The sequence below is a fragment of the Streptomyces sp. NPDC044002 genome (genome assembly GCF_056434525.1).
On record NZ_JBWKEZ010000003.1, the window covers coordinates 197,680 to 214,924 of the forward strand.

13 protein-coding genes are annotated in these 17,245 nt (G+C 76.0%); 6 read left to right on the forward strand and 7 right to left on the reverse strand.

Annotated features, from left to right (window positions below; all coding sequences use genetic code 11):
- Positions 1-11: 11 nt before the first annotated feature.
- Both AC07A6_RS03995 and AC07A6_RS04000 read left to right on the forward strand, forming a co-directional pair.
- Positions 12-1,331 carry an MFS transporter gene (locus tag AC07A6_RS03995; RefSeq protein ID WP_478775970.1) on the forward strand — a complete coding sequence of 440 codons (1,320 nt, stop codon included), beginning with the start codon at positions 12-14 and terminating at the stop codon, positions 1,329-1,331.
- Positions 1,332-1,502: 171 nt separating this feature from the next.
- Positions 1,503-2,228, forward strand: a complete 726-nt coding sequence (locus AC07A6_RS04000; RefSeq protein WP_478775971.1) for a peptidoglycan-binding domain-containing protein — start codon at positions 1,503-1,505, stop codon at positions 2,226-2,228.
- 217 nt (positions 2,229-2,445) lie between these two features.
- On the opposite strand, the gene AC07A6_RS04005 is transcribed toward AC07A6_RS04000, so the two are convergent.
- Entirely contained in the window at positions 2,446-3,189 is a 744-nt protein-coding gene (locus AC07A6_RS04005; protein WP_386273570.1) for an SDR family NAD(P)-dependent oxidoreductase, read from the reverse strand.
- 138 nt (positions 3,190-3,327) lie between these two features.
- On the opposite strand from AC07A6_RS04005, the gene AC07A6_RS04010 reads away from it, so the two are divergent.
- A complete protein-coding gene (locus AC07A6_RS04010; RefSeq protein ID WP_386273572.1) occupies positions 3,328-4,404 on the forward strand; it encodes an RNA ligase (ATP) in 1,077 nt (358 codons plus the stop codon).
- A gap of 149 nt (positions 4,405-4,553) precedes the next feature.
- Positions 4,554-5,471 (forward strand): NADP-dependent oxidoreductase, encoded by a 918-nt coding sequence (locus AC07A6_RS04015; RefSeq protein WP_478776016.1) that lies wholly within the window; start codon positions 4,554-4,556, stop codon positions 5,469-5,471.
- A 21-nt stretch (positions 5,472-5,492) separates the two neighbouring features.
- Here AC07A6_RS04015 and AC07A6_RS04020 read toward each other — a convergent pair whose 3' ends face one another.
- From AC07A6_RS04020 to AC07A6_RS04030, 3 genes are all read right to left on the reverse strand, one after another.
- The gene (locus AC07A6_RS04020; RefSeq protein WP_478775972.1) at positions 5,493-8,387 is read right to left on the reverse strand and encodes a poly(A) polymerase; all 2,895 of its coding nucleotides are present in this window, start codon (positions 8,385-8,387) and stop codon (positions 5,493-5,495) included.
- Positions 8,387-10,129: an RNA ligase family protein gene (locus tag AC07A6_RS04025; protein WP_478775973.1), complete on the reverse strand. Its 1,743-nt coding sequence runs from the start codon at positions 10,127-10,129 to the stop codon at positions 8,387-8,389. The genes AC07A6_RS04020 and AC07A6_RS04025 overlap by 1 nt, the downstream gene beginning before the upstream one ends.
- Before the next feature lie 74 nt (positions 10,130-10,203).
- Positions 10,204-10,689 carry a hypothetical protein gene (locus AC07A6_RS04030; RefSeq protein ID WP_478775974.1) on the reverse strand — a complete coding sequence of 162 codons (486 nt, stop codon included), beginning with the start codon at positions 10,687-10,689 and terminating at the stop codon, positions 10,204-10,206.
- 254 nt (positions 10,690-10,943) lie between these two features.
- On the opposite strand from AC07A6_RS04030, the gene AC07A6_RS04035 reads away from it, so the two are divergent.
- Both AC07A6_RS04035 and AC07A6_RS04040 read left to right on the forward strand, forming a co-directional pair.
- On the forward strand, positions 10,944-11,951 hold the full coding sequence (locus AC07A6_RS04035) for an NUDIX domain-containing protein (protein ID WP_362467807.1): 1,008 nt from the start codon (positions 10,944-10,946) through the stop codon (positions 11,949-11,951).
- Positions 11,952-12,021: 70 nt separating this feature from the next.
- Positions 12,022-12,528 (forward strand): SRPBCC family protein, encoded by a 507-nt coding sequence (locus AC07A6_RS04040; protein WP_362467809.1) that lies wholly within the window; start codon positions 12,022-12,024, stop codon positions 12,526-12,528.
- Here AC07A6_RS04040 and AC07A6_RS04045 read toward each other — a convergent pair.
- The 3 genes from AC07A6_RS04045 to AC07A6_RS04055 are packed head-to-tail and all read right to left on the reverse strand — an operon-like array spanning position 12,517 to position 17,035.
- Positions 12,517-13,488, reverse strand: a complete 972-nt coding sequence (locus AC07A6_RS04045; protein WP_362467811.1) for an antibiotic biosynthesis monooxygenase — start codon at positions 13,486-13,488, stop codon at positions 12,517-12,519. The two genes, AC07A6_RS04040 and AC07A6_RS04045, sit on opposite strands and share 12 nt — an antisense overlap.
- Entirely contained in the window at positions 13,485-16,211 is a 2,727-nt protein-coding gene (locus AC07A6_RS04050) for a molybdopterin-dependent oxidoreductase (protein WP_478775975.1), read from the reverse strand. Before AC07A6_RS04050 ends, AC07A6_RS04045 begins: the two co-directional genes overlap by 4 nt.
- Positions 16,208-17,035: an FAD binding domain-containing protein gene (locus AC07A6_RS04055; protein WP_386275063.1), complete on the reverse strand. Its 828-nt coding sequence runs from the start codon at positions 17,033-17,035 to the stop codon at positions 16,208-16,210. The genes AC07A6_RS04050 and AC07A6_RS04055 overlap by 4 nt, the downstream gene beginning before the upstream one ends.
- Between the last annotated feature and the right edge of the window lie 210 nt (positions 17,036-17,245).

Sequence of the window (17,245 nt, forward strand, 5' to 3'; positions counted from 1 at the left end):
GAGTGCCGAGCATGACCGAACCAGCCGCGTCCAGCGTTCCCGGACCCACCCCGCCCCCCGGCCCGTCCCCCACCCCGCCCCCCGGGCCGTCCCCGTCGGCGCACGGCCCCCTCAAGGCATGGGCGGCCGTGACGGCCGTCTCCCTGGGGATCTTCTGCCTGATCACCTCCGAGCTGCTGCCCGTCGGCCTGCTCACCCCCGTCGGCGCCGACCTCGGGGTCTCCGACGGCACCGCCGGGCTGATGGTCACCGTCCCCGGTCTCGTCGCGGGCTTCTGCGCACCCCTCGTCACCGTCGGCGCCGCCCGGCTGGACCGGCGGCACGTGCTCTGCGCCCTGATCGCCCTGATGGCCGCCGCCAACCTCGCCGCCGCGTTCGCCCCGGACTTCACGGTGCTGCTGGCCGCCCGGCTGCTCGTCGGCGTCAGCGTCGGCGGATTCTGGGCCGTCGCGGGCGGGCTCGCCGTCCGGCTGGTCCCCGGCCACCACGCCGGCCGGGCCACGGCCCTGATCTTCGGCGGGGTCCCGACCGCCTCCGTCCTCGGCGTCCCCGCCGGGACCCTCCTCGGCGAACTGGGCGGCTGGCGCACCGCCTTCGGCGCCGTCGGCGTCCTCGGCGCCCTCACCACCGCCGCCCTGCTCCTGCTGCTCCCCGCACTGCCCCCGTCCGGGCCCGTCACCTTCCGCGAACTGCCCGTCCTGCTGCGCCGCAACCGCGCGGTCCGGGCCGGAGTCGTCGTCACCTTCCTGGTGGTGACCGGCCAGTTCGCCGCCTACACCTTCGTGCGGCCCATCCTGCGGGACGTCTCCGGCGTCGACTCCGGCCTGGTCAGCACCCTGCTCCTGGGCTACGGCCTCGCCGGGGTCGCGGGCAACTTCCTGGCCGGGCCGCGCGACGCACGCCGTACGCTGCTCACCGTCAGCGCCACCCTCACCGCCGTACTGGCGCTGATCGCCGTCGTGCCGGGGGCCGCCGCCGGGACCGCGCTGCTGCTGGTCTGGGGCCTGGTCTACGGCGGGGTCTCCGTCAGCCTGCAGCGCTGGATGCTCCAGGCCGCGCCGCGGGCCGCCGAGGCGGCCTCCTCCCTGATGGTGGCCATGTTCAACTTCGCCATCGCGGCGGGCGCCCTCGCCGGCGGGCTCGCGGTGGACGGCGTCTCCGTCCCGGCGGCCCCGCTCACGGGTGCGGCGCTGATGCTGGCGGCCGCCGTGACGGTGGTGGTCACCTCCCGCTCCGCCGCCGGAGCAGAACGGATGGATGGGGCGGAACGGACACCCGGCTTGACGAAGCGGTCGCGGACGGAAAGAGTCCGCTCAAGAGCCACCGAATGAGCCGCACTTCGGAGAAGTCCCACATGCCGATATCCGCCCGTGCCCCGCTGACCGTGCCGGCCCCGGGGGCGGGCACGGCCCTCGCCGCCCGGCGGCGCAGGGCCTGACCGGCTGGACGGGGGCCGGTTCCGCACCGCCGCACCGGCCCCCTGTCCGCGCCCGGAGACAACCGTGTCCCCACACCCTGATGAGAACGGGCCCGAGCCCGACGACCGCCACCTCGTACGGCCCTACGTCGCCGTGACCGAGGACCCCCACGGCCCGGCGTACCCCGACTGGCCGTCGCTGCCGGAGTCCCTGGAGGAGACGACGCAGCCGCTGCCGCGCGTCCCGTCCGCGCCCCCGGCCGACCCCGCGGCCGCGGATCCCCGGCACGCGCCCGCGCGGCGCCGGAGCCCGCTCGCGCCGGCCGCCCTCGCGCTGGTGGCGCTGGCCGGGGCGGGCGCTCTGGTGTTCCTGCTGAGCGGGCCCGAACCGGAGTCCCCGTCCGCCTCGGCCCGCCCCGACCTGAACCTGCCCGCGCTGCCGGCCCGCAGCCCGGGTGCCGGTGACGCCGAGATCCGCAACCAGGCGGCCACCGCGAAGCCGTCTGGCTCCGCCACCCGGTCCCCCTCCGCGCCCCCGTCCTCGGCGAAGCCGGCGACAGGCTCCCCGACGGCCTCGGGCAAGGGCGGGAAGCAGCCGGACTCCTCCGGGACGCTGCGCCCGGGGGACAAGGGGCCCGAGGTCAGGGCCCTCCAGGAGCGGCTGTACGGGCAGGGGTTCACGTACGTCAAGGTGACCGGGGTCTACGACGGGCAGACCAAGCGCGGCGTCGCGCAGCTCCAGCGGGACCGGGACATCAAGGGCGACCCGAGCGGCGTCTACGGCCCGGCCACCCAGGCCGCCTTCGGCTGAGCCCGCAGCGGGCCCGGGCCGGGGACGGCCCGGAGCCTGGGGCGGAGCCCGCCCCGGGTTGGAGTCCGGCCCGGAGTCCGGCCCGGGCCGGAGCCTGGGCTGGAGCCCGCCCCGGGCCGGAGCCTGGGCTGGAGCCCGCCCCCGGCCGGACCCTGGGCCGGAGCCCGCCCCGGAGCCCGGGCCGGGGCCGCTCCGGGACTTCTGGGGCCGGGACGGGTCACCGCCCGCCGGAGACCCGCAGCACGGCCCCCGTCGTGTACGAGGCGTCCTCGGACAGCAGCCAGGCGATGGCCCCGGCGACCTCCTCCGGCTGCCCGGGACGCCCCAGCGGGATCCCCGCGGCCGCCTTCGCGGGCCGGTCGGGATCGCCCATCGCCGCGTGCATGCCGGTCTCGATGATCCCCGGCGCGACCCCGTTGACGCGGATGCGGTCCGGCCCCAGCTCCTTGGACAGGCCCAGGGTGAGCGCGTCGACGGCCGCCTTCGTCGCGGCGTAGTGGACGTAGTCCCCGGGGCTGCCCAGCGTCGCCGCCGCCGAGGAGACGTTCACGATGGCCCCGCCGCCGGCCGCCGCCATGTCCCGGGCCGCCCGCCGGCAGCAGAGCAGGTACCCCAGCAGGTTCACCTCCACCACCCGCCGCAGGTCCTCGGTCCGGGCGTCGGCGAGCCGGCCCAGCGGGCCGGTCACCCCGGCGTTGTTCACCAGCCCGGTGACGGGGCCGAGTTCCGCCCGGGCGGTGTCGAAGAGCCGCTCGACCGCGTCCTCCTGCGAGGTGTCACCGCGAACGGTCACGCACCGCGCTCCCGCCGCCCGCACCCGCTCCGCCGTGGACTCGGCGGCCGCGGAGTCGCGGGCGTAGCCGAGCACCAGGTCGTGCCCTTCGGCGGCGAGGCGCACACAGGCGGCGGCGCCGATGCCGCGGCTGCCTCCGGTGACGACGGTGACGGGGCGACGGGACATGTGAACCTCCGTACGGGGAACGGCGGATGCCGCTCGCGCGGCGCAGGCTAACACCCCGAAATCCGCTGGACCAGCGGAAATGCCGACGCCGAGAGTGGCCGGGAAGTCCGAGTCCGTCCCGTGTCCCAGGAGGCGCCGATGTCCACGCTGCGTGTCACCGTCGAAGAGCTGACCGTCCACGACCACCCCGATGCCGACGCGCTGGAGCTGGCCCAGGTGGGCCTCTACCGCGCCGTCGTCGCGAAGGGCGCCTACCGCACCGGTGATCTGGCGCTCTACATACCCGAACAGGCGGTGCTCCCGGCCGCCTTGATCGAGGAGCTGGGACTGACGGGCCGGCTGGCCGGAAGCTCCAAGGACCGGGTCAAGGCGGTCCGGCTGCGCGGGGAGCTCTCGCAGGGCCTGGTCTGCCGGCCCCGCGCCCTGGCCGGCGTGGACCTGGCCCTCGCCGCGAAGGAGGGAACCGACTTCGCGGAGGCGCTGGGCATCGTGAAGTGGTCCCCGCCCGTCCCCACGACGATGGCCGGGGACGTCGAGCCGGCCCCCGACCTGCTGCCGTGGGTGGACATCGAGAACCTCCAGCGCTACCCGCGGATCTTCGAGGAGGGGGAGCCCGTCGTCCTGACGGAGAAGCTCCACGGCACGGCCTGCCTGCTGACCTACGTGGCCGGGGAGGGGCGCGTCCTGGTCTCCTCCAAGGGGGTCGGCGCCAAGGGGCTGGCCCTCAAGGAGGACGGGCGCAACGTCTACTGGCGCGCGGTGCGCGGCCACGGCGTGGCGGAGGTGGCGGCCCGGCTGGCCGAACGGCTGGGCGCGAGCCGCATCGGCGTCTTCGGCGAGGTATACGGGGCCGGGGTGCAGGACCTGGCGTACGGGGTCCCGGCCGCGACGGCCGACGCGCCGCCCGGGTACGCCGTCTTCGACGTGTCCGCGGAGATCGACGGCCAGGTGCGCTGGCTGGACCCGCAGGAGGTGCTCCGGGACGGCGAACTCCCGCTGGTGCCCCGGCTCTTCGAGGGACCGTACGCCCTGGACGCGGTCCTGGAGCTGGCGAGCGGCCGGGAGACGGTCTCCGGGCGGGACCTGCACCTGCGCGAGGGGGTCGTCATCCGGCCGGCGGCCGAGCGGTACAGCCCCGTGACCGGCGGGCGGGCCATCGCGAAGGCGGTCAGCCCGGCCTACCTGACGCGCAAGGGCGGCACCGAGTACGAGTGACCGGGCGGCGTTGCGCCCGGCATCGCGCCCGGCGTTGCGCTCGGCGGTGCGGGCGGCCTCCCGTGGTGGGATGGAGAAGGGGCGATTTCCACCGGTTCGGGCAGGCAGACGGAGAGGCCGCATCCATGTCGCAGGACACCGAAGGCACCATGCGGGCCATGGCGTACGGGACGTACGGCGGGACGGAGGTGCTCGCCGAGAGCCGCCTGCCCGTGCCCAAGGTCGCCCCCGGCGAGGTCCTCGTCCGGGTCCGCTGCGCGGCCGTCAACCCGGTCGACTGGAAGATCATGTCGGGCGGGCTCGACGGCCTCATGGACGCCGTGTTCCCCGTCGTCCCGGGCTGGGACGTGTCCGGCACCGTCGAGCGCGTCGGCATCGACGCCCCCGAGTTCGCGGTGGGCGACGAGGTCATGGGGTACGCCCGCAAGGACTGGGTGCACGGCGGGACCTTCGCCGAGTTCGTCAGCGTCCCCGTACGCTGCCTCGCGGCCAAGCCCGTCTCCCTCGACTGGCGGCAGGCGGCGGGCCTGCCGCTGGCCGGCCTCACCGCCTACCAGCTGCTGACCCGCCTCGGCACCGGCGGCGGCGACACGGTCCTCGTCCACGGTGCGGCGGGCGGCGTCGGCTCCCTCGGCGTGCAGATCGCCCGCGCCCTCGGCGCCCGCGTCATCGGCACCGCCTCCCCGCGCAACCACGAGCGCCTGCGCGGCCTGGGCTGCGAACCCGTCGCCTACGGGGACGGCCTGACGGAACGCGTCCGCGCCCTCGCCCCCGAGGGCGCCACCGTCGTCGCCGACTTCGTCGGGGGCGTCCTCGACGTCACCCGCGCCGTCCTCGCCGAGGGCGGACGCCACGCCTCGATCGCCGACCACACGGTCCTGGGAGCGGGCGGCCAGTGGATGTGGGTCCGTCCCGACTCCGCGGACCTCGCCGCCCTGGGCCGCCTCGCCGACGAGGGCCGCCTGGAGGTCACCGTCGCCGAGACCTTCCCGCTCGCCGAACTCGCGGCCGCCTTCGCCCTCAGCCAGGAGGGCCACACCGCCGGCAAGATCGTCATCGAGGTGTGAGCGCCGCCCGGCGGCCTCCCCTCAGGTGAGGTCCGGTACCCCGCCCGATCCCGCCCAGGCGACCTCCACCCCCGGTAGGCCCGCCGCCCACGGCGCGGCCAGGGCCGACAGGGCGGCCGCGTCCGGCGGGGTCGGGCCAAGGCCCACCGCGTAGCGTGCCAGGGTCGCGGTCCGCTCGAACGGGCGGGGCCAGGCATGGGCATCCGGGAGCCCCGCGAGCAGGGCCCGCAGCCGGCCCCGCGCCCGGCCCAGCCGCTCCTCGAACTCCCCGGCCGCACCGGCCCGTACGGTCACCACCGCCCACGCCGCGTGCCGCCGGTGCAGCGGCGGCGGCGCCGTCAGCCGGCCGAGGCCGTCCGGATCCGCCTCCAGCACCTCCCACGCCCGGTACAGCTCCCGGACCAGCAGGTCCCGCATCCCGGGCCCCACCTGCGCGGTGCAGCTGCGCACCGGCGCCCGCGGCGTCAGCACCGTCACCGGATCCGGCGACGACGGTGACGACAACGGCGAAGCCGACGGCGAAGACGACGGCGACGGGGAGCGGCCCGCCCCGTCCGCCGGGAGCAGGGACACCGGCTCGCTCCAGTCCCAGGCGGCCCAGGTCCCGAAGAACTCCCGCCGCAGCCCGGCGGCGGAGAGGTCCCCGGCATCCCGGACCGCTTCCCGGACGGTCCGCGCCGCGAGCACCGCCCAGGCCAGCCCCGGCAGCCCCCCGAACGGCGCCGAGTCCAGCCCGCGCGCCCGCGCCCAGGCCTTCACCTCCCGCGCCAGGGCGGCGAAGGCGGCGTGCTCCGCGCCCGCGGACTCCCGTACCGCGTCGGCGTCGTCGAGCGCGCTCAGCGCCACCGCCGCCGCCTCGCCCAGCTCCGCCCGCCGGGCCACCGCGAGCGCCGGGTCCAGCGCCCCGGCGCCGACCAGCACCAGGTCCACGTCCAGCCCGGACGCATGCAGCCGCAGCCCCGGCACCCGGGCCCCCGTCACCTCCCGCAGCCGCCGCGCCCCCGGCAGCGCGGCCGCCACCCGCGCCCGCACCCCGGCGGCGTCCGCCGGCCCGGGCAGCACGGCCACCAGGTCCAGATCGGCGCCCGGCAGCGCGCAGCCCATGCGCCGCGAGCCCGCCGTCCGCACCAGGCCCTCGGGCAGCGCCGCCGCGATCCGCGCGGCCACCTCCTCGGCGGCACCCGGCGCTTCGACGGGCGCCGCCGGGGCCTCGGGCCGGGGCAGCCGCACCGCACCGGTGCCAAGCTCCACCACCGCCCGCACCCGCATCGGCCCGTCCCCGCGCCGCGACAGCACCGCCAGCTCCCCGACCCGGGCCGTGCGCCCGCCCCGCCCGAGGCGCTCGGCGAACTCCCGCTCCGCCCGCCGCGGATCGGTACTGCGGCCCAGCGTCAGGTGCGGGGTGAAGCCCTCCGCGCGGCCCCGGCAGCCCGGGAACCGGTCGGCCAGGGCGCGCCGCAGCTCCTGCCACGGCGCGTCGCCGTCGGGGCCCGCCGCCGGGTCCAGCCAGAGCGTGGCGTCGTCCCGGTGCCCGAAGGAGTGCACCCCCTCCAGCCGGGCGGTGAACGGCCCGGTGCCCGCCGCGGCCTCCGCCAGCAGGGGCAGCGCCTCCCCGAAGGAGGACTCCGGCACGAAGCCGGACAGCAGGTTCACGTGCGCCGGCCAGCGGTCCGCCTGCGGGTCGTGGGCCCGGCGCAGCTCCCCGACGACCGGGTCGTGCGGCGCCAGCCACGCCACGGCCGTCCGGGCCGTCGCCGCCGCGCCGCACCGCGCGGCCCCCGGCTCCTCCGCCGCGCCGGGCGCCGCGTACGCCACGGTGGCCTCCACCCCGAAGTGGTCGGAGACGAACAGCCCGTCCGGCCCCGGCGCGTCACCCCGCAGCCCCGCCGAACGCACCCGGACGCCGTCCGAGGGGCCCAGCAGGATCCGGTCCAGCCGGGCGGCCCGCCCCGTCAGCGAGCCCACCGCCGCCAGCGGGTTGACCCCCGGGTCGAAGGTCGGGGTGTCGTCCCCGGGTCCGTGCGCCTCGGTCCACGCGTCCCGCAGCCCCAGCGCGGCGGCCGGGCCCTCGGCCCCGGAGCGGCCGTCGTTGAAGTCGCCGAGCAGCGCGACCCGGGCACCGATCCCGCCCAGCCCCTCGGCGAGGCGCGCGAGTTCCCACTCCCGCCGGGCGGCCCCGTCCTCGGTGTGGTCGCTGGTCAGGTGGGTCGCGGCGACGACCAGCGGGCCGCCGGCGGTGTCCACGGTGACGGCGGTGACCGCCTTGTGCGGGCGCAGCGCGTGCAGCCCCGCCTCCCGCACCGGCAGCCGGCTCAGCACCAGCAGCCCGTTGTCCGCCACGTCCGTACCGCGCGGATCGGTGCCCAGGGAGTACCCCTCCCGGACCCACGGCTCGGCCAGCAGCAGGGCCAGCAGCGCCGGTTCGACCTCCTGGAGGGCGATCACGTCGGCGTCGGCCACCGCCAGGTCCGCCAGCAGCATCGGCCTGCGCCGGGCGGTGGCGATGCGCGGGGCGTCGTACCGGTCCCACAGGGTGTTCCAGGTCAGCAGCCGCACGCTCGCCGGAGGGTGCGCGGCCGGCCGGGCCTGCACGGGCCGCCAGCCGCCCGCCGCCGGGTCCCAGGCGTGCGGGGTGCGGGCGGTGAAGAACGGGGCGCCGAGCAGGCGCTGTTCCCGCACCCGCCCGGCGAGCGTGGCGTCGATCCGGTCCACACCGGTGGCCCGGTCCCAGACCAGTTCCCCGTCCGCCTCCACGAACAGCACCCGGTGCCAGGGGATGTCGCCCCCGGGCACGAAGGAGGGCAGCGGTATCCGCTTGGGCGCGGCCCCGCGCTGGAGCAGGCCGAGGGTGAACCTGGCCGGGTCGAACCGGGGGTCCCAGCGGACCTGGTGGTAGAGCTGCTCACTGGTGCGCATCAGATGTCGTCCCCCTCGTCGGCGTCCCGGAGGGAGCCCGTCGTGTCCTCGATCGTGCCGGCCGCGCCGACGTACCGGGTGCGGTGCGCCCGGCCGGGGTACGGCGGGCTGAACCGCCGCAGCTGCGCCGTCAGTACGGCCTCGGGCACGGGGTGCGGCCGTACGGCGTTGCGCCGCACCAGTTCCGCCTCCCCGACCAGGGCCACCACCCGGGTGACCAGTGCGTCGCGGCGCCGTGCGACGGCTCCGGCCAGGCCGCGCTGCTGTTCGGTGAGGGAGGTGGCGTCCCACACCACCGTGCCCCCGGCGGCCAGGGCCCGGTCCAGCCGCTCCAGGCCCTCGCGCAGCACCTCCGGATTGGACCGCTGGTCGGCGCGGGAGCCGCGGGCCTCGCGCAGGTCGTCCAGGGCGATGTACGCGTCCACCCCGGGCAGGCTCCGCGCGTAGGTGCTCTTCCCGCTGCCCGAGGGCCCGCACAGCTGCACCAGGCGCGGGTACGCCGACCCGTCCCGCCAGCGCCAGGTGGCGGCCACCGCCTCCTCGGCCGTGGCGAGCGAGCCCCGCCCGAACGCCTCGCGGGCCTCGGCCCAGCAGCGGTCGGCGGCGTCCGCGTCCAGCCCGCCGAGGGCCTCGCGCAGGCCGGCCCGCAGCCCGCCGAGCGGGTCGGGGCCGAGCAGTCCGGCTTCCTCGGCGCACAGCGCGGACCATTCGGCGCACTCCAGCTCCCCGGCCGTCGCCGGGAGCCCCGCGGCCAGTGCGTGCAGCACCCCGAGGTCGGCGGCCTCCGCCATCCGCACCAGCCCGGCCCGCCGCTCCTCCTCCGGGAACGGCCGCCGCACCGCCGGGTACAGCCCGACCAGGTCGGCCACGCGGCGGGCCGTCCGCATCCCGAGCGGTCCTGCCGCGAGCCGCGCCCCGAGGGCGGCCCGGGGCTCCCGGTGCAGGGCGGCGGCCAGTACGCCGGCCAGCCGGGCCTCGCCGGTGCGGCCGGCGCCGTCGAGCCGGGCGGTGACCTCGGCGACGGCCCGCTCCGCGACCGCGTCGGCCGGCTGCGGCACGCCGAGGGCGGCGAGCAGCCCGGCCGGGTCCGGCTCGGAGCCGGAGCGGACCGCCCACAGCGGAGCGGCCGGGCCGAGCCCGTTGGGGACGACGGGCGCGTACATCCAGTGCGTGTCGGTCTGCACGTGCCCGCCCCGCACCCACTTGGCCACGTACCGGCCGAAGTCGGCGCGGTCGAAGCCGGCCGTCGTCCGTACGACGTAGCCCTCCTGGCGGGTGGTGTCGACGCGCAGCCTGCGCAGCGCCCGCTCGTCGTAGACCCCGCGCCACAGGACGCGCGGGGCGGGGACGCCGAGCCGGCCGAGGAAGCGCAGCGTGCGGTCCCAGTCGAGGCAGTGGTCGCCGTCCCACACGGAGAACCCGTAGAACCAGCTGTCGAGTTCCCCGTAGGCGAGGGAGTGGCGGGCGTAGAGGTTTTCGCCGCACACCCGCCAACCCGGTGGTATCTGCGCGCCGATGCGGCCCTGGAGGCCCTTGACCCAGGCGCGGGAGGGGTGGTGGGCGGAGTCGAGGGAGCGGGCGTGCAGCCCGTCCGCGTACAGGGTGGTGTTCTCCCCGTCGAGCTTCTCGGTGACGACCACCTCGCGCCCGGCCAGCGCCGACGTGCCCCCGGCGCGCACGTCGTCCGGCGTGGCGCCGGGGGACCACGGCAGGTGTGCCGTGCGGGGGTAGTGCGTACGCATGGCGGGCTCCGGATCGGGTGACGGGGGGCCAGGTCACTCTAGGTATCCGGAGCCGGCGCATCCAACCGATTTGCCTACCGGCACATGGCCACGATCGCCGGGTCCACCACCCCGTGGGCGGCCTCGCACAGCCGGCTCATGTCGTACGGCTGCTGCGGCGCGGGCCGCGGTGCGGGGCGTGCGGGCTGCCGCTTGCGGGGCTTGGGGGCGGGGGTGCGGTGCGCCGGCCGGGCGGGCCGGCCGGGGGCGGCACGGCGGGGCGGGCGGTCGTCGGACCGCGGCCCGGTCCGGCGCGGGGCGCCGGCCGGCGGCGCCGGCTGTGCTTCGGCCGGTGCTTCGGGGGCGGCCGCCCCGACGGGCGGCGCGGGCACCTCCACCGGGTCCGGGGCGGGCCCCAGCGGCAGGCCCTCCACCACCGGCTGCGGGGGTGCCCACACGGTCCGTTCAGGCGAGGGCCCGGGCGGCCGGTCCGGCGCCCGGACGGTCACGCACCCGGTGGCCGTCATCAGCACGGCGAGCAGCAGGGAAAGGGACGGCGGCAGGGTCCGGCAGGGCGGCATCCGCCCACCCTGCCGCAACCGGGCGCCGCCGGTCGCGCCCGCTCACACGGACGGGTGAGCGTACGTGGTCGGACCAGCCGCTTTCACACCACCGGTCCGCAGGACGGACCGTAGCAAGATCGACATAACGCGCCGGTAAGCAGGTATGGCGCAGGTAAAGGACCACCCCCGTGGGCCGGGGGAACCGCCGTAACCCGGCGGCCCGGCCCGCTGTTGCACAGGCGGCTGGTCCACCCACGGTGAACGGAGTACCGATGCCGCAGCTGACCGACGACCCCGGACGTGCGGGCACCTGGATGACCCCGGCGGAGTACGGGGCCTCGCGCGCCGCCCTCTGGACCGGAGCGACCGTCCTCGTCACCGACCCCGACGGGCGGGTCCTCGTCCAGACCGTCGACTACCGCCCCGACCGGCTGCTCCCCGGCGGCGCCGTGGACGCCGGGGAGGCGCCCGCGGCGGCCGCGGCCCGCGAGATGCGCGAGGAGCTCGGCGTCGACGGCCACTACCCGCGCGGGCTGGCCGTCGACTGGATCCCCGCCGACGTGCCCGGGATCCCGCCCGAGATGCGCTTCCCCGGCGAGATCCTGCACGTCTACGACGGCGGCACCTGGACCCCCGAGCGCATCCGGTCCGTCCGCCTGCCCGCCCAGGAGATCACCGGCATCGACTTCGCCGAGCCCGCCGACCTGCCCGCCCTGATGGAGCCGGGCGACGCCCGCCGCGCCCTGTCCGCCCTCCGCGCCCGGATCAACGGATCCGGCCCCGCCCTGCTGGAGGACGGCCGCCCCACCACCCCCACCGCCCTGGACCGCCTCGGAGTCCTGCGCAGCCGGCGTACCCCCCAGCACGGCACCTGGCACCCCGGCCCCGTCCCCGCCCACCTGCCCGTACGGGACCGGTGCGGCTGGCTCTTCGCCCCCGACGGGCGGGTGCTGCTGCTCGTGGCCCGCGCCACCGGCTCCGCGCACCTGCCCGGGCCCCGGGCCGAGCCCGCCGCCCCGGCGCTGCCGATCGGCTACCGGTACGCCGACCGGGGCGCCCTGGCCCGTACGGCGGCCCGGCTCACCTCGGTGTCCCCGGCCGCGGACCCCGCGTACGCCCGGCTGCTGGCCACCCCCGAACAGGTGCGGGAGCTCAGCGACTGGGGCCCGGCCGGGCGGGACGAGCTCGCCGCGGTGCACGCGGCCCGCGCCCAGCTCGGGCTGCCCGCCCCGCTGCGCACCCCGCCGGTGGAACTCCCCGAGGAGGGGCTGCGCTGGTGACGGCACGGGCCGGCCCACGCCCGGCCCGCCAATGCCGCACGCGCGGCGGCCGGTCCCGCAGCATGGGGCCATGACCGACAGCGTGATCGACTACACCGTGTACATCCAGGCCGACCCCGCGCGGGTCTGGCAGGCCCTCACCGACCCGGCGTACACCCGCCGCTACTGGGGCCTGACCTTCGAGACGGACTGGGCGGTGGGCTCCACGATGGACTGGGTCGAGCGCGGGGCCCGCACCCGTGATCCCGAGCAGGTGGTGCTCGACTGCGTCCCGGACCGCCGGCTCTCCTACACCTGGCACACCTTCAGCCCCCAGTGGGCGGCCTCCGCCGGGATCACCGAGGAGCTGCGGGCCGAGCTGGCGGGCGAGCCGCGCACGAGGGTGACGTACGAGATCGAGCCGGTCGGGGACACCCTCGCCCGGCTCACCGTCCGCCACGAGGGGTTCACCCCGGGCGGCACCCTCATCGGGATGTGCTCCGGCGCCTGGCCGATGCTCGTCTCCAGCATCAAGACCCTGCTGGAGACCGGCGCGCCGCTGCCCGAGCCGGGGCCGGGCCCCGCTTCAGGGCAGTGACCAGAACTGCGTGGTCACGAGGTAGAACACGATCACCCAGAACACCATCACCGCCACGACGGTCCCGGCGCCGATCAGGTTGGTCCGGGCCGGGGACTCGTCCGCGGCCGGCCGCAGCCACCGCCTGAGCAGCGGGTTCACGTACCGGGGCATGGTGAAGAAGCTCATGATGAAGCTCGACAGGAGATTGCCCACCAGCAGTCCGAGCCAGAGCGGCATCCCCAGCGGGTGCAGGGCCAGCGTCAGCAGCACCACGGTCGGGTACAGGCCGACCCAGACGGCGACGGCGGTCTTGGTCTCGGAGGGCGGCGGGGCCTGACCGCCGTTCTCCGCGAAGGCGAACCAGCTGCCGAAGGAGTTGTCGATGGTGCGCAGCTTGAACTCGTTGAACCTCCGGCCCTCGGCCAGCACCTCCTGCCGCTTCGCCGAGGTCAGCCAGGCGTCCAGGTGCTCGGCGTTGTCGTAGCGGTACAGGGTGGTCCATTCCTCCTGGAGGCCCTCGACCGGCCGGAAGACCTCACTGCCCCGGTAGCCCTCGAACCTGCTCTCCTCGTGGCTCATGCGGCGCTGCCAGGCGAGGAAGTCGTCGACCTGGTCCGGGGGGACGCGGTGGGTGACCACGACGGTCACCAGCGGGTCCGTCGGCTGCGAGCCGCCGCTGATGACCTGCTGGGTCGCCGGGCCGTCGAAGTACTTCTCCCCGACGTCCAGGAGCCGCTGCCGGGTGGCCCCGTTCATCCACGCCTGGAGGTGGGCGATCGAGTCGAACCGGTAGACGACCACCCAGTCGGGCTGGAGCGGCGTCGGCGGGGAGACCTCGGCACCGAGGTACCCGGGGTAGTCCGCCGCCGCGGTGTTGACCCCGTTCTGCCACTCCTCGTACTGCCGCTCCTTCCCGGGCAGCACCTTCCGGCTGATGATCACCGTGGCCGAGGCGTCCGCCGGTGCGCCGGTGCTCATCGTCTCGGGCCCGTCGACGCCGGACTGCTCTCACCCAGCCGGCTGTAGATCCGCTCCGGGGTCAGGGGCAGATCGCGGAAGCGGATTCCGGTGGCGTCGCGCAGCGCGTTCGCCAGGGCCGGGGCCACCGGGTTGATGCAGCACTCGGCCATCCCCTTCGAGTGCATGGCCCCGACCGAGTCCGCCGAGCTCACGAAGAGCACCTCGGTGCGCGGGGCGTCGGCGTAGGTGGGGATGCGGTAGTTGCGCAGGTTCGGGTTGGCCATGGCGCCGGCCGCGTCGACCATGAAGTTCTCGGTCAGTGCGAACCCGATCCCCATCGTGACGCCGCCATCGACCTGGCCCCGGACCTGCTCGGGGTTGATCAGCACCCCGGCGTCGGCCGCCTGCACGCTGTAGAGGATCCGGATCTCGCCGGTCACCGGGTGCACGGCGATGCGGAACCCCTGCGTATTGGAGGTGACGCTGCGCGGCGATCCGTACGCCTTGCGGGCCGCGGTGAACCGGATGCCGCGCGCTCGGGCCAGGGCGACGAGCTCGGCCAGCGGGACCCGGTCGTCACCGCAGACGACGTGGTCGTCCTCCATCGTGCACATCACCACGTGCACGCCGGTGTGCGCGGCGGCGAACTCCACGATCCGGTCGCGCACCGCGTTCGCCGCCCGCAGGACCGCGTTGCCCGCGACGAACAGGCCGGCACTGGCGAAGGCGCCCGTGTCGAACCCGGTGCGGTCGGTGTCGGACTGCACCAGGCGGATCCTCGAAGGAGTCGTGCCCAGCTGGTTGGCCGCGATCTGGACGTGCGCGGTGGACGTTCCCTCACCGAACTCGACCGTTCCGACGGCGAGTTCGTACACGAGGTCGTCGCCGAGGGTGATCCAGGCCTCGGAGATGTGCTCGGTCGGGGGCGCCGTCTCGTGCAGCGAGCTCGCCGCGCCCGTCCCGACGAGCCACCCGGGGCCCGGCGGCGGCTGGTCCGCCGTACGCGCCAGGGCGCCGGCCACCAGGTCGATGCACTTGCCGAGCCCGTCCTCGTTGAACATCACGTCGTCGGGGCCGTCGTGCATCGCGACGAGCGGGTCTCCGGGCCGGACGATGTTGCGCCGCCGCAGCTCCAGCGGATCCATGTGCAGGGCCAGCGCCAGCTCGTCCATGGCCGACTCCACGGCGAAGGCCGGCTGGGTCATCCCGTAGCCGCGCAGCGCCCCGCTGGGAACGGTGTTGGTGTAGACGGAGTAGGCGTCGTACTTCTTGTTGGGGCAGCGGTACATCATGACGGCGGCGCCGCCCGCGTACAGGGTCTCGCCGCCGTGGTTGCCGTACGCGCCGGTGTTGGACATGTTGCGCACCTGGAAGGCGGTCAGCGTGCCGTCGGCCTTCGCGCCGAGCCTGACCGTCAGCTTCATCGGGTGGCGCGGCGAGGCGGTGGTGAACTCCTCCTCGCGCGTGAACTCGTAACAGACGGGACGTCCGGTGTCGAGCGCGGCCAGCGCGGCCAGGTCCTCCGAGATCACCTCCTGCTTGCCGCCGAACCCGCCGCCCACGCGCTTGCAGAACACCCGCAGCTGGTCGGGGCGGAGCGCGAACAGGTAGGCCAGCTTGACCTTCGCGATCGAGGGGGACTGGGAGCTGGTGCGGACGACCAGCCGGCCGTCCTCCATCCACGCGATCGAGCCGTGGGTCTCCAGGTGCGCGTGCTGCACGCGCGGGGAGGAGTACGTGCCCTCGTGGACGACGTCGGCCGCCGCGAACCCGGCGTCGACGTCGCCGATGTGCGAGTGGATCTCCAGCAGCAGGTTGTGGGCGCTGTCGCGGACGAACGGGTCCTCCGAAACGTGCAGTTGGGGCGCCCCGTCGGCCATGGCCTCCTCGGGGTCGAACACCGCGGGCAGCACCTCGTACTCCACGGCCACCTTCCGGCAGCCCTCCTCCGCCGCGCCGGGCGTCTCGGCCAGCACCGCCACCACGCGCTGGCCGACGAAGCGGACGGTGTCGTCCAGGATGCGGGTGTCGTCCGGATCGACGAGGTGGTCGGTGTGGATCGCGGTGGTGAAGCGCCTGCGGGGGACGTCCTCCCAGGAATAGACGCGGAGCACGCCGGGCACCGCGAGCGCGGCGCTCCTGTCGACGGAGACGATCCGGGCGTGGGCGTGCGGCGAGTGCAGCACCTTGAGGTGCAGCATGCCCTCCACGCGGGTGTCCATCGTGAACTCGGCGCGCCCGGTCACCACGTCCTCGGCCGCCGGGGCGCCGACGCTCGCCCCGACCGCCCTGCCCGGCGCGGCCGTCTCCACGTGCGCGACGCCCTTCACCGCGTCCTCGATGGCCCGGTAGCCGGTGCAGCGGCACAGGTTGCCCTTCAGGGCCCGGGGCAGGTCGGCCTTCTGGGCCTCGGTGAAGGCGGCCGAGGTCATGATCATCCCGGCGGTGCAGAAGCCGCACTGGAAGCCCGGGGCGTCGCGGAACCGCCGCTGCACCGGGTGCAGGTCGCCCGGTGAACCGAGCCCCTCGACGGTGGTCACCGCACGGCCCTCCGCGCGGAAGGCCGGGGTGATGCAGCTGTGCACGGGGACGCCGTCCAGCCAGACCGTGCAGGCCCCGCAGTCACCGGCGTCGCAGCCCTTCTTCACGCCGAAGTGGCCGAGGGAGCGCAGGAAGGTGCGCAGGCACTGGCCGGGAGCCGGCTCCTGCTCGAAGTCCCTGCCGTTGACGAGGTAGGTCATGCCGGGCCCCCGGTGAGGAGTTCGCGCCGGATCTCTTCGGCGAAGTGCCGTGTCAGGTGCCGGCGGTGGTCCGGCGTCCCGTTGGGGTCGGCGAACCAGACGTCGGCGGGGATGGCGTCGACGCTCTGCCGCAGGGTCGGGGCGTCGGGCATGTGGTCGAAGGCGAACCGCACCGGCCGGGTGGTGCCGGCGGTCACGGTGAGCAGCAGGTTGTCCGTCCCGGGGGCGTGCGTACCGATCAGGAACACCGTCGAGCGGCCCAGCCGGGTCAGGCTGAAGCGGCGGTGCGCGGCGCGCTTGCCGAGGGCGTGCGCCGGGACGTCGACCCGGCGCAGCAGCTCCCCGGGGGCGAGGACGTTGCGGTTGTTCCCGGTCACGAAGTCGAGGGCGTCGACGGTGCGCACCGAGCCGTCGGCGGCCCACAGCTCGTACCGGGCCTCCAGGGCGACCGTGAGCGTGATCATCGGGCCGGCCGGGAGGGACATGCAGATGTTGCCGCCGACGGTGGCGGCGTTCCAGACCTTGAAGGAGGACAGGAAGGCCTCGCAGGCCGCCGGGATCAGTGCCGCCGCGGTCCACTCGGGCGGCGGCCGGAAGGCGTACAGGTCGCGGACGGTGCAGGTCGCTCCGATCTCCAGGCCCGCGTCATGGGGGACGAGGTGCTCCCAGGGCAGGGCCGTCAGGTCGATCAGGCGCCGCAGGTGCGGCTGCTCCGCCGAGTACAGCCAGGTGCCTCCGGCGAGCCAGGCGTCGCCTTCGCGCCACTCCCGGCCGGGCTTTCCGGAGGGGCGGCGGACGACTTCGGTGACGGTGCTGAGATCCATGGGGACCGGTCCCCCTCACGACGGAGATCGCGGACGGTCACCCGCGGGGCCGGTGGGACGCGGCATCGGCGTCCGGCGCCCGTACGCCGTGGCGGGAGGTCACGGGAAGGGGGCGGCGGCCCGCGGGCGCGGAGATCCTTTTTCAGGATAGGGCGGCGGGGACGGCCCCGCCACGCCTGGCCGGGGGCCCGCCGGCCGGTCCCCGGCCGA